The organism is Acinetobacter sp. YH16040_T (assembly GCF_024605785.1).
Classification (GTDB): domain Bacteria; phylum Pseudomonadota; class Gammaproteobacteria; order Pseudomonadales; family Moraxellaceae; genus Acinetobacter; species Acinetobacter amyesii.
In genome coordinates this window covers 1,567,153-1,579,819 of sequence record NZ_CP094541.1, presented here as the reverse complement: position 1 = coordinate 1,579,819, position 12,667 = coordinate 1,567,153, and the positions used below count along the sequence as shown (strand labels likewise).

General features: G+C 39.2%; 11 protein-coding genes. 9 read left to right on the top strand and 2 right to left on the bottom strand.

The window, feature by feature from the left end; all coding sequences use genetic code 11:
* Window positions 1–71: 71 nt before the first annotated feature.
* From sstT to gcvH, 9 genes are all read left to right on the top strand, one after another.
* A complete protein-coding gene (gene sstT, locus MST16_RS07695; RefSeq protein ID WP_180011719.1) occupies window positions 72–1,265 on the top strand; it encodes a serine/threonine transporter SstT in 1,194 nt (397 codons plus the stop codon).
* Between the two features lie 34 nt (window positions 1,266–1,299).
* Window positions 1,300–1,974 (top strand): YoaK family protein, encoded by a 675-nt coding sequence (locus tag MST16_RS07690; RefSeq protein ID WP_180011721.1) that lies wholly within the window; start codon window positions 1,300–1,302, stop codon window positions 1,972–1,974.
* 12 nt (window positions 1,975–1,986) lie between these two features.
* A complete protein-coding gene (locus tag MST16_RS07685; protein WP_180011723.1) occupies window positions 1,987–2,523 on the top strand; it encodes a DUF2058 domain-containing protein in 537 nt (178 codons plus the stop codon).
* Window positions 2,524–2,770: 247 nt separating this feature from the next.
* Window positions 2,771–4,021, top strand: a complete 1,251-nt coding sequence (locus tag MST16_RS07680; protein WP_180011725.1) for a mechanosensitive ion channel family protein — start codon at window positions 2,771–2,773, stop codon at window positions 4,019–4,021.
* A 316-nt stretch (window positions 4,022–4,337) separates the two neighbouring features.
* Window positions 4,338–5,618, top strand: a complete 1,281-nt coding sequence (locus MST16_RS07675) for a GGDEF domain-containing protein (protein WP_257222619.1) — start codon at window positions 4,338–4,340, stop codon at window positions 5,616–5,618.
* A 99-nt stretch (window positions 5,619–5,717) separates the two neighbouring features.
* Window positions 5,718–7,592, top strand: a complete 1,875-nt coding sequence (locus MST16_RS07670; RefSeq protein ID WP_180011727.1) for an ABC transporter ATP-binding protein — start codon at window positions 5,718–5,720, stop codon at window positions 7,590–7,592.
* The gene (locus tag MST16_RS07665) at window positions 7,570–8,019 is read left to right on the top strand and encodes a MaoC family dehydratase (protein ID WP_180011729.1); all 450 of its coding nucleotides are present in this window, start codon (window positions 7,570–7,572) and stop codon (window positions 8,017–8,019) included. Before MST16_RS07670 ends, MST16_RS07665 begins: the two co-directional genes overlap by 23 nt.
* 148 nt (window positions 8,020–8,167) lie before the next feature.
* The gene (locus MST16_RS07660; RefSeq protein ID WP_180011731.1) at window positions 8,168–9,196 is read left to right on the top strand and encodes an AraC family transcriptional regulator; all 1,029 of its coding nucleotides are present in this window, start codon (window positions 8,168–8,170) and stop codon (window positions 9,194–9,196) included.
* 72 nt (window positions 9,197–9,268) lie between these two features.
* Window positions 9,269–9,643: a glycine cleavage system protein GcvH gene (gene gcvH, locus MST16_RS07655; protein WP_078193810.1), complete on the top strand. Its 375-nt coding sequence runs from the start codon at window positions 9,269–9,271 to the stop codon at window positions 9,641–9,643.
* 97 nt (window positions 9,644–9,740) lie between these two features.
* On the opposite strand, the gene MST16_RS07650 is transcribed toward gcvH, so the two are convergent.
* Window positions 9,741–10,931 carry a PilT/PilU family type 4a pilus ATPase gene (locus tag MST16_RS07650; RefSeq protein ID WP_180092114.1) on the bottom strand — a complete coding sequence of 397 codons (1,191 nt, stop codon included), beginning with the start codon at window positions 10,929–10,931 and terminating at the stop codon, window positions 9,741–9,743.
* Between the two features lie 270 nt (window positions 10,932–11,201).
* A complete protein-coding gene (locus MST16_RS07645) occupies window positions 11,202–12,284 on the bottom strand; it encodes a 3-deoxy-7-phosphoheptulonate synthase (RefSeq protein WP_180011454.1) in 1,083 nt (360 codons plus the stop codon).
* Between the last annotated feature and the right edge of the window lie 383 nt (window positions 12,285–12,667).

The following is a 12,667-nucleotide window of genomic DNA, read 5'->3' as shown; positions in this document are numbered from 1 at the left end:
TCCACATTTTCGTATAAAATACAGGGCTAATTTTCATCATTTTGTCATTGTAATTCTGACAAGGCTCTCCTATGTTTTCAGCATTTACACGCTTGAGTTTAGTAACCCGAATTATTATCGCCATTATTTTAGGTGTATTGGTTGCTGTTGTGGCTCCGGGCGTTGCACCCTATTTAAGTTTGCTTGGTGATTTATTCATTAAGGCATTGAAATCCGTAGCACCGATACTGGTCTTTGTACTTGTACTGTCATCCATTGCAAATTTCAAAGTGGGTAGCAGTAATTCTTACATTAAACCGATTATGTTGATGTACGCTATTGGTATGTTCCTTGCTGCTTTAAGTTCAGTAGTAGCAAGCCTTTTATTCCCTAGTACATTAATTCTTGATGTTGCTGCAGAAAACCTTGTGCCGCCAGGCAGTCTTGCTGAAATATTGAAAAACTTATTATTAAGTTTTGTCGCAAACCCTGTTACAGCAATTTCTGAAGCAAATTTCATTGGTATTTTGGCTTGGGCTGTTACCTTAGGTATTGCATTTCGTCATGCATCAGAGAACACCAAAGTCTTTTTATCTGACGCTGCTGATGCAGTGAATAAAGTGATCCGTTTAGTGATTAACTTTGCACCTGTCGGTATCTTTGGTTTGGTTGCTGTTACATTTGCCGACTCAGGTTTGAAAACACTGATCAGCTATGCACACTTACTTGCGGTCTTAATTGGTACCATGTTCTTTGTTGCCTTGGTCGTCAATCCACTAATGGTGGCATTTATGACCCGCTCAAATCCGTTCCCATTGGTTTTCCAATGTTTACGTGAAAGTGGTATCACTGCATTCTTTACGCGTAGTTCTGCTGCAAACATTCCTGTAAACCTTGACCTTGCGAAGCGTCTTGGTGTCCCAGAATCGACTGCAAGTGTTGCAATTCCACTTGGTGCTGCAATCAACATGGCAGGCGCATCGGTCACAATTACAGTCCTCACACTAGCAGCAGTTCATACTTTGGGCATTTCTGTTGATTTCAGCACAATGTTGATTTTATCAGTCGTTGCTACCGTTTCTGCATGTGGTGCTTCAGGTGTTGCTGGTGGTTCATTGCTGCTTATTCCAGTGGCTTGTGGCCTGTTTGGTATTTCAAGCGATATCGCGATGCAAGTTGTTGCCATTGGTATGGTCATTAGTGTACTTCAAGATTCAACTGAAACAGCTTTAAACTCTTCGACTGACGTATTATTTACAGCTGCAGTAGACCGTGGTTTAAGATAATATCCTGATATTGGATACTTTTTAAGGCGAGGCCATGCCTTTTCAGACTTTACCGCTTTGGATACAACTGGGTGCTTTTTTTCTCGCAGTGAATGCAGGAATGATTAATGTACTCGGCCTGGTGACGATCTTGCACCAGTCGGTATCTCACATGACGGGTAATGTCAGTATGTTAGCCATGGCCTTCATTGCATGGCAGCCAAATACGATTATTTATTTGATTTTAGTCTTACTCTGTTATGTGATTGGCTCATTTTATAGTGGGCTTATTCTTGGAAATAGTCACTTTAGCTTAACCAGACGTTATGGCGTCCCATTAAGCTTGGTGGCTTTTTTTATTGTCCTGTGTTGGCTACTATTGCCCTATTTTCCACGTTACGCTTTGCTTTGGGCATGTGTGGCGATGGGTGTACAAAATGCAATGGTTAGCCACTATAAAGGTACCATTATTCGTACCACACACCTTTCTGGTGTTTTGACGGACTTAGGTTTGGCTTTGGGTTATAAAGCCCGTGGACTTCCGGTTGAGTCGAAACGTGTGGTCTTACATTTATTAATTTTGGCGGGATTTATCGTTGGTGGCATACTTGCCAGTTGGCTTTATCCTTATTTAAAATTAAACGCATTCCTAATTCCTGCCGCACTCAGTGTAGTTATGAGCGCAGTATATTGGATCATCTATTTTCATTATCGACATATACACGATTAGTTGGAACGTACTATGGTTAAAAATGCATTACAGGCGCAACTGCTTAAAGCAGGTCTGGTCGATAATAAAAAGGCAAAAAAATTGTCTAAACAAGCCGTACATGAAAAACGTACCGGTGAAAGTAAAGATGCTGAAATCAAGGCGAAAATTGAGCAAGATCAGCAGCAAAAAATCGCAAAAGATCATGCTTTAGAGCAAGATCGTAAAGCAGTGTTGCAAGAAAAAGAATTAAAAGCTGCCATCATGCAAATGATTAATCAGCATAAAATTCGTGATACCGATGGCGAATCGACCTATCAATTTATCGATGATGCCAAGATCAAAAAGCTTTATATCAATCAGCAAATTTATAATGCCTTGGTTGCTGGCAGTCTTGTTATTGCACGGGAAAATAGCAACTATGCTTTTTTACCAAAAGAATTAGCCGACCGTATTAATGCGAAAATGGAAGGCTTTATTATTGTGAATAATTCTGAAGTGAATGAACAAACCACGGATGAAGAAGATCCGTATGCAGCTTATGTAATTCCTGATGATTTAATGTGGTAAGCACTTCAAATCGCCAATGAAGCTCCCGATTCGGGGGCTTTTTTTTATCAACATTAATCTTTTTCAGTCCATAAATATCGGTTATACCTTCAAAAAATCATTCCTTAGCACCCAATAAGTAACATTATGGACTATACATGTCGTAACTCCGTAAATTTTACGAGTATAAAATTGCTTATATAATCACCACAATTACAATAGTTTGATCATTAACCCTTTCATTTACTTCAATAAGAGTAGGATAATTTTGGAAAAATTTCAGTTCATTAAAAATATTCAAGATTGGTCAGATCAATACCCTTGGTTAGAAATGCTGACATCGCTCAGTTTCATTATTATTTTTGCCATCATTGCAAATTTTATCGCCAAGCAAATTGTGGTACGTGGTATTCGTAAGCTCGTGTCTAAAATGGCCTTTAGCCACAGTCAAATTTTGTCAGAACATAGTGTGATTAAACGCTTTGCCAACATTGTTCCAGCAATTGTAATCTTAAATGGCATAACCACAGTCCCACATTTATCTGTGAAGTTTATCTCAATCGTTCAAATGGCTTGTCAGGCCTTTATCTTCCTGACCATTGCTTTAGCCATTTCTGAATTACTAAATATTTTTAATCTGATTTATCAACGTAATCCAAAATCTAGAAACAAACCAATTAAAGGCTATTTGCAGTTGGTCAAATTGATCATCTTTTTGGTTTGTGGCCTAATGATCTTAGGTACTTTTCTGAAAAAAGATGTATTTACATTACTCGCAGGCTTCGGTGCTATGGCGGCTGTACTGATGTTGGTCTTCCAAAATACCATTTTGTCACTGGTGGCTTCGGTACAAATTTCTTCTTATGACATGGTGCGAATTGGTGACTGGATTGAAATGCCCTCGCTCAATGCGGATGGCGATGTCATTGATATGTCATTACATACCATTACTGTACAGAACTTTGATAAGACCTTTACCACGATTCCAACCAATAAACTGGTGACAGACACCTTTAAAAACTGGCGTGGTATGGCACAGTCCGGTGTACGCCGCATCAAACGCTCACTTTATATCGATCAAAGCTCTATTCATTTCATGACTCAGGATGAGCAAAATAAACTCAAAGAATTTTTATTATTAGATCAATATCTTGATCATAAGCATGAAGAGCTTGCTCAGTTTAATCAGCAACTTTCCAATCAGTCGCAATATAATCAGCGCCGTTTAACCAATCTTGGGACCTTTCGTGCCTATGTAGAATTTTATTTACAACAGCATTCAGGCATTGCCCAACACCAAACGATTTTGGTGCGTCAGTTACAACCCACGAGTGAAGGCATTCCTTTAGAGATTTATGCTTTTAGTAAAACTATTGCATGGAAAGATTATGAAGCGATTCAATCGGATATCTTTGACCATCTGATCGCAATCACACCTGAGTTTGGACTTAAAATCTATCAAGCCCCTTCTAGTGCCGATTTTAAAGCCCTCATCCAACCAAATGCCGATAAAATCTAAGGCCTAAACGTTCGTCTTCCCATGTATATTCGAAGTAGAAATTCTGTAAATTAAAAAAGTCACAATGGCTGTTGAATATATATGGGACTTTCGTTTAAAACCTACTCAACTATCACAAATGATTATTGATCATGCGTTGCAAGGAATGAGAGCGAACCAGATAAATGCCCAGAGCAATATTTCCTTAAACATATAATTCATCTGAAACAGCTAAAATAATTAAAAAAACCAGAACAAATACTATACAAATGTAGACATTTTTAGATACTATTTATTAACAGTTGCATAAAAACGCTTCTAAAATAGGAACTTGATCATGGAAGGCCCCAATCAACCTTCTCGGAAATCAGTTAAAAACGAATCACAATTACTCATAGAATCGATGAATCGCACTTCTGCCAAACATACGCTCATACAGGCAGAAGCATGTGACTTAGAGAATCGTGTCCGTATTGAGCGTGCTTTATCCGACCCGATTGCACGTATCCCGGCACAGTTTAAAAATGCTTATTACAAATTTTTGTACTACAACCAGAAAGACTATTTAAAGCAGGTCAACTATTTCGCTCAATTGGCATTTTTAATCTATTTTTGGGCAGATCGCTATGTTCTGCCTGACATAGAAGTACTGTCAGGTGTGATTCGTATCATTGCTATTATTGGTGCATTTAGCCTGAACTATGTTCTGTTTAAATATATCAAACAGATTAAATTGCTCGATTTAATATTACCACTAGCGACTTGCCTTTCTGCAATCCTCTGGTTTGAGATATTACTTCAGTCGAAAAATGAACTGGTTCATAGCTATCAATATGCCGCCATTATTTTGATCGTATTGGGTAATTTAAGTATTCATGTGCATTTTCGCCCTTCGATTATGACCTCAGCCATGATCACGGCAGCGATCCTTTTTGGCGCATGGCGCATTAATGATTTTGGTGATTTTACAATATTTTTATTGGTGTACGTTCCTGTGCTGCTGTTCAGTATGTATATCTGCTGGAACTCTACGCTCAACTCTCGTAAAACCTTTCTAAGAGCGCTGCTAGATGACTGGAACTTTCATACCCTGCGCAAAATTGCCCATACGGATGAATTAACCCAGTTAAGCAATCGTCGCCAATTTGTACATGCTGCCAATAAAAAAATCCAAGAAACCCCAATGACGGTCTGTACCAGTCTTTTGATTTTTGATGTCGATCATTTTAAAGCGATTAATGATCAATACGGACATGATGTCGGCGACCAAGTGCTATGCCAAATTGCTGAAATTGCACGGAAAGAAATGCGTTTTTACGATATGTTGGCACGTTTTGGAGGTGAAGAATTTATTGTACTTTTACCTTTTACTGTCCCAGAAGATGCATTAAAAATTGCTGAACGGTTAAGACATAAAATGGAACAATATCAATTTCATATGGATGGTCAATTGGTGAAATTTTCGATCTCCATTGGTGTTTCCAAAATTGACCCTGACCACGCCAAACTTGATCAGTTAATTAAACAAGCCGATATTGCTTTATATGAAGCAAAACGCCAAGGTCGTAATCGGGTTGTGCATTTTAATTTTATGAATTTTTGCAGCCAAGCTTTTTAAGTAAATAAACAAATCAAAATGGAGAAAAATTAGCGAATCCATTACACTCAGAGCTGAAGAAAGAAAGATTAATTACAGTAAAATTCTCAGGTTATCTGCATGCTTAAATGGTTTGAAAATTTAGTTGACGCTTATCCTGAACAGGACTTGAATAAACCATTGCCAACAAAATTTTTCCCCTTTGTATGGCAAGCTGCAACGGGTGTAAAAAAATACCTCTTGTTATTGGTACTCTGTACAGCTGGTGTAGCGAGTTTTGAAGCATTGCTTTATTCCAAAATTGGCGAATTAGTCAATTGGATCAGTAAGTCTCAGCCTGAAACCTTTTTACAGCAGCACCAGACGAATCTAACTATTTTAAGCTTTATTTTATTGGCAAATATCTTCTTTTCTTGCCTTCAAACCATTATTAAACATCAGATTTTATATAGTACCTTTCCAATGCGCCTACGTTGGAGATTTCATAACTTATTATTGAAACAAAGTTTAGATTTCTTCCACAACGACTTTGCTGGTCGTTTATCTGCCAAGGTTATGCAAACTTCACTGGCTGTACGTGAGTTTTGGATTATTCTTGGTGACATGTTGGCCTATGTCTTCATTTACCTGATTTCGATCACTGTCATTTTAGGTGCTATATCGCCACTGTTGATTATTCCTTTATTACTTTGGCTGGCTTTATTTATTGGTTCTGCATGCTATTTCATCCCAAAATTAAGCAAAATTTCAAATGAACAAGCCAATGCACGCGCAGTAATGACTGGTCGTGTCACCGATGCCTACACCAACATTCAAACGGTGAAATTGTTTGCCCATGCAGGACGCGAAAGCCAATATGCTAAAGCCTCTATGAAAGAGTTTATGGTGACGGTGTATAAGCAAATGCGACTTGCTGCAAAATACAACATCGCGACGAATTTGCTGATCATTGTTTTATATGGTGGCGTACTGGGAACAGCCGTTTGGCTCTGGATGGATGGTCAAGCTGAGCTTGGGGTCATTGCAGCAGCGACCGCCATGATTTTAAAACTCAGTAGTATTTCCGAGTTTATGATGTGGCAAACATCTGCCCTATTTGAAAATGTCGGGACCATTCAAGATGGGATGAAAACCATGGGCCGCCCAATTCATATTCAAGACAAAGCTGATGCAACCGACTTAAAAGTACCGCAAGGCGAAATTAAATTTGAGGACGTCAGTTTTGCTTATAATGATAAAAATGTCATCGATCAATTTAATTTAACCATTCGACCAGGCGAAAAAATCGGTATTGTCGGACGTTCGGGTGCCGGAAAATCGACATTAATTCAACTTTTACTCCACTTTTACGATATCAATCATGGTCGTATTTCGATTGATGGCCAAAATATAGAAGATATTACCCAAGATAGCTTAAGAAAAAATATTGCATTGGTGACCCAAGACACCTCGTTATTGCATCGTACAGTTGAAGAAAATATTAAATATGGTCGCCCGAATGCAACCGATGAAGAAATGTATGATGCAGTGCGTAAAGCGAAAGCTGACGAATTCATTCCTCAATTGATCGATTTACGTGGCCAACGTGGCTATGACGCATTTGTCGGTGAACGTGGCGTAAAATTATCAGGTGGTCAGCGTCAACGTATTGCGATTGCTCGAGTATTTTTAAAAGACGCACCGATTTTAATTTTAGATGAAGCCACAAGTGCGCTCGATTCAGAAGTCGAAGCCGCGATTCAATCGAGTTTAGATGATTTGATGCAAGGTAAAACTGTGATTGCCATTGCGCATCGACTTTCAACCATTGCGCAAATGGATCGCTTGATTGTCTTGGATCAAGGACGTATTGCTGAGCAAGGCACCCACGAAGAGCTTGTTGCTTTGAATGGTATTTATGCACACTTGTGGCAGCGTCAAACCGGTGGATTTTTAATAGAACAACATAAAGTAGAATCAAAGGAAGATGAAAATGCTGTATCTGGAAGACCTTAAAGTTGGTGATCACTTTAGCAGTCGTGAATATGAAATGACTGTTGAAGAAATCAAGCAATTTGCCAACGCTTTTGATCCTCAGGAATTTCATACAGATGAAGTCAAAGCCCAACAGCACCCGATCTTTCAAGGGCTAGCGGCAAGTGGTTGGCATACTGCTGCTGTAACAATGCGCTTATGGACTGAATGTTTCCCTGTGGCTTATGGCTTAATTGGCTCAGAGTCAAGTCTGCGTTGGCCGCGCCCAACACGTCCGGGGGATAAAATTCGTGTAGAAGTTGAAATATTTGCAATTACTCCGTCGAAAAGTAAGACAGACCGCGGCATTGTGACCTATGTTACGCAAGCGCTCAATCAGCACAATGACGTTCTGTATATGTCTACGACCAAAATTGTGGTCTTTTCCAAAGATTTTAAACCGAATTAATCCTTAACGGCCTACTTTACAACGCTAGGTAGGCCGCTATAAATAATTGAGCCTAGTCAGTTTGTCCAACAATTTTTGTGGGATACAACACAGAATCATGCCAATATAAGCTTGAACAGAAGAAAAACCCGCATTGCAACGGAACGCTATGAAAACAATTAATTCCCGTCAGGATCAGGGTATTCCCGGAGTATATGGATTGCTCCTTTTAGATGTGGTCTCTCGATGGGGCTACACTGCAGAGACATTATTTAGTCCCTTCGAATTAAACAGCGAACAATTGGCTGAACCAGATTTCCGTATTCCAACACCCATCGCCAATCAATTGGTAGAGCACGCACTACGATTAACCGGTGAGCCCACTTTAGGTTTTCATTTGGGCAACCAAATGCGCATCTCTATTCATGGTTTTATTGGCTATGCCATCATGACGGCGAAGGACATAACCGATGCCTTAGTCTTGGCAAACCGTTTTATTCAGCTACGCATGCCCTTTTTACAGCTTTTTTTCTCAACTTTTGGAACCAAAGCGACTGTTCAACTACAAACAGACGTTACGATTGAGCCTTTACGTACTGAGATTTCAATTGCCTTAATTTTTGGCATGATCAGCATGGGCAAAGCAATTACCGGTGTGGATTATTCTGCTGGTGAAATTGATTTTGATTTTCCTCAACCTGAAGGTTTTGAGCGGTTTATTGCAAAATATCCACGCCACCAATTTAGATTTGATCAGCCACACCTTTTACTCAGTTTTGATAAGCAATATTTAACCAATAAATTGGTCCATGCAGACCCGATTGCCAGTCAAATCGCGATTAATCAATGTGAAGCTGAACTCTCCGCTTTGGGCGAACGTCACCGTATTGCCATGCGCGTTCGTGACATTTTAACCAACTCCGAGCAGCACTATTTAAGTATCGAAAGTGTTGCTGAACGGCTACACATGTCCGATCGAACCCTTAAACGCCAACTTGCTGCTGAAGGGACTTCATTTTCAACTTTGGTCGACGAAGTTCGCTACCGCCATGCTACTTCGCTTCTATCACGGACTGACTTTACCTTAGAGCAAATTGCTGATGAATTGGGCTATAGCGATGTTGCCAATTTCAGCCGTGCATTTAAACGCTGGAGTGGTCGTAGCCCAAGCAATTGGCGTAAAGATCCGTACTTATAAGTCTTTTGTTTTACGTAAAAAGCATGTATAACTCATGCCAAAAATGAATTTAATGGATTTAAGGAGTTATCAATGAATCATCCTTCAGATTTAAAGTACGCAAGTACACATGAATGGGTGCGAATTGAAGGTGACCTTGTTGTTACAGGCATTTCTGATCATGCACAAGACGCATTGGGTGATTTAGTTTATGTTGAAGCACCAGATGTGGGTCAACATATCACAGCTGGCGAACAAGCGGGTGTGGTTGAGTCGGTAAAAACTGCTTCTGATATTCATGCTCCAGTTTCTGGTGTGGTTGTTGAAGTCAATCCGGACCTTGAAGATGATCCTGATTTTGTAAATGATGCACCTTATAGCAAAGGTTGGATTTATAAAATTAAACCAGACAATATGGCTGATGTAGATGCTTTGTTGACAAGCGAGCAATACGAAGCTGGTCTGTAAATATTTCTAATATCTAAAAAATCAGCCCTCAGGCTGATTTTTTTATTTCAATTTGATAGCTAAATTGGCTTATATACCATTTGCATGAATATGCAGCTTATATTTCTTCCGAAGCTTCGGTGCTTTCAGGTTCTTCTTTCTTTTCTTCAACCATACTAAACGATTGCGCAGCCGCTGAAGTACCATTTGCACGTGAACTTTTTAGTTTAATTTGCAAACGTAGTTCATTGGTTGAATCAGCATTTCTTAAGGCCTCTTCATAAGAAATTGCGCCGTCATTATATAAATCAAATAAAGCTTGGTCGAAAGTTTGCATCCCAAGTTCACGAGATTTTGCCATGATCGCTTTTAATTCATGAAACTCACCTTTCAAAATCAAATCTGAAATAAGCGGCGTGTTTAACATGATTTCAACGGCTGCACGGCGTCCTTTACCATCTTCAGTCCGGATTAAACGCTGCGAAACAATCGCTTTCATATTGCTCGATAAATCCATAAGCAATTGATTTCTTCGCTCTTCTGGGAAGAAGTTAATGATTCGATCTAGGGTTTGATTGGCATTATTTGAATGTAGCGTACCTAAACATAAATGCCCTGTTTCAGTAAAGGCAATCGCATGTTCCATCGTCTCGGTGTCACGAATTTCACCGATTAAAATCACATCTGGCGCTTGTCTTAGAGTGTTTTTTAAGGCGTTATGCCACGAATGACTGTCTACACCGACTTCACGATGTGTAATCATGGATTTTTTATGCTTATGCACATATTCCACTGGGTCTTCAACAGTGATGATATGCCCTGCGCTGTTTTCATTTCGATAATCAATCAGCGCCGCTAAAGAGGTTGATTTCCCTGAACCTGTTCCGCCAACCACTAAAACCAAACCACGTTTTTCCATAATCACGTGCTTAAGCGAAGCCGGTAATTTAAGCTTTTCAAAATTTGGAATTTCTGCGGTAATGGTACGAATGACCATACCTACATGTAACTGTTGCTGAAATACATTGACACGAAAACGCGAAACGTTTGGCACACTAATCGCAAAGTTACATTCTAATTCTTTCTCAAATTCTTTGCGCTGCTTCTCATTCATCAAACTATAGGCGAAAAGCTTTGTTTTCTCAGCATCAAGCGCTTGCTGCCCAAAGGGTTTCATCATGCCTTGATGTTTAATACTTGGTGGAAAATCTGCCGTAATAAATAAATCAGAACCACCATATTCAACCACTTTGGTTAACATGTGGAACATAAAACGGCGTGCTTCTTCCAGCAATTCAGCAGTGTACATCAACTTCCCCAATATAAAATTTCAAACACCCAAGCACAGATTGTCATTATTTCAGGCGCTGTATTGGGCTTAGATATTATTGTGCATAAAAAGTGTGATTCACTCAAACATAAAATACTGAATTATCAGTATATATTTTAGGAAATATGCCATTTTTCAATTTTTATATCGCAGTAAACAATAAAGTAAATTTCAAAATAAAAGCCTTAGAACAATCAATATTCTAAGGCTTTGGGCTACATCAATTCAGACTGAATATGCTCTGGATTGTTAAGCACTACGTTTGATTTGTGATGCACGAAGTTCATTCGCAACCTGTTGAATCAAATCAATGGTTTTGTCCCAACCTAAGCATCCATCTGTTACAGACTGACCATAAGTCATGTCACAACTAATTTTTTGATTTCCGTCCACCAAATGACTTTCCAACATCACTCCACGCACTTGGGTATGCTCACGCTCTGCTACAATTGTACGTAATACTTCAGGTTGCTTCATTGGGTCTTTATGGCTATTGCCATGACTACAATCGATCACTAAAGCTGGTAAATCGCCTTTTACTTTTCTGCGAATTTTGTCTATTTCAGCCAAACTATAATTTGGACCTGTATTGGAGCCACGTAAAATCAAATGTGCTTGCGGGTTACCAACAGATTCTAAAATACACGGTAAGCCAGTTTGACTCATACCTAAGAACTGGTGTGGATGCGAAGCAGATTGAATGGCATCTAGAGCAATTTGGATTGATCCATCTGTTCCGTTTTTGAAACCGATACTGTATGGCATATGACTTGAGATTTCACGATGAATTTGTGATTCGCTGGTACGTGCACCGATTGCACCCCATGCCAAAAGGTCATCAAAATAACCTGTCGCCATTGGGCTTAAAATTTCAGAGGCGATCGGCAAACCCATTTCAATAATTTGTAAGTACAACTCACGTGATTTTTCTAAGCCCAACTGCATATTAGATGATCCATCTAAACTTGGGTCATACATATAGCCTTTCCAGCCCACTGTAGTACGTGGTTTCTCAATATATGCGCGCATCACAAGAAAAATTTGATCTGAAACCTGTGCCTGTAATTGTTTTAATTTTTCAGCATATTCCAAAGCAGCAATCGGATCATGGATTGAACATGGACCTGTAATAATCATTAGACGCGGGTCTTGACCCGTCAAAATATTTTGAATCGTTGCACGATGTGCAGCAATTTGTTCTGCAGCATGAACTGATAAAGGTAATTGTTGTTTCAGTTGATGTGGCAAGCTCAAAAGCGTTTCTTTTGACTGTGTAGATTTCTGAATTTCTGAATTTTGAGTTTGTTGTAAAGCTGTATTTAGCGCATTCATTGGTTCTATTCCTTTGGACTGTACGTATAAACAGTCCGATCTTTTATCTGAGCGTTATGGGACTTTGGGACTTCAAGGCTTTAGACATAGACTGACTAAAGTAAAACCAATAACCGTTGCTAAAATATGAATTATTTACTGTAAACATGAGATTTCTCCAAAAATGTTATAAAAATCAAGACATAAAAAAACCTGATCAGGGTTGCCGATCAGGTATAAACTTGGTGGGCAACCTTTTTCATGCCCGAACGCGTTCAGGCAATTATCTAAACTGCCAGAAGTAATAGTATGCGTTTGAGATTAAAGGTTGCTTTAACATCTTGATTTCATCAAAAAGTATCTGTCTGAAAATTAAAATACGCTGTATTCATCGGTTTGACAAT

Bases quoted from the DNA above. Each gene is read 5' to 3' on its own strand.
- sstT (WP_180011719.1), top strand. From the start codon at position 72: ATGTTTTCAGCATTTACACGCTTGAGTTTAGTAACCCGAATTATTATC.
- MST16_RS07690 (WP_180011721.1), top strand. From the start codon at position 1,300: ATGCCTTTTCAGACTTTACCGCTTTGGATACAACTGGGTGCTTTTTTT.
- MST16_RS07685 (WP_180011723.1), top strand. From the start codon at position 1,987: ATGGTTAAAAATGCATTACAGGCGCAACTGCTTAAAGCAGGTCTGGTC.
- MST16_RS07675 (WP_257222619.1), top strand. From the start codon at position 4,338: ATGGAAGGCCCCAATCAACCTTCTCGGAAATCAGTTAAAAACGAATCA.
- MST16_RS07670 (WP_180011727.1), top strand. From the start codon at position 5,718: ATGCTTAAATGGTTTGAAAATTTAGTTGACGCTTATCCTGAACAGGAC.
- MST16_RS07665 (WP_180011729.1), top strand. From the start codon at position 7,570: ATGCTGTATCTGGAAGACCTTAAAGTTGGTGATCACTTTAGCAGTCGT.
- MST16_RS07660 (WP_180011731.1), top strand. From the start codon at position 8,168: ATGAAAACAATTAATTCCCGTCAGGATCAGGGTATTCCCGGAGTATAT.
- gcvH (WP_078193810.1), top strand. From the start codon at position 9,269: ATGAATCATCCTTCAGATTTAAAGTACGCAAGTACACATGAATGGGTG.
- MST16_RS07650 (WP_180092114.1), bottom strand. From the start codon at position 10,931: ATGTACACTGCTGAATTGCTGGAAGAAGCACGCCGTTTTATGTTCCAC.
- MST16_RS07645 (WP_180011454.1), bottom strand. From the start codon at position 12,284: ATGAATGCGCTAAATACAGCTTTACAACAAACTCAAAATTCAGAAATT.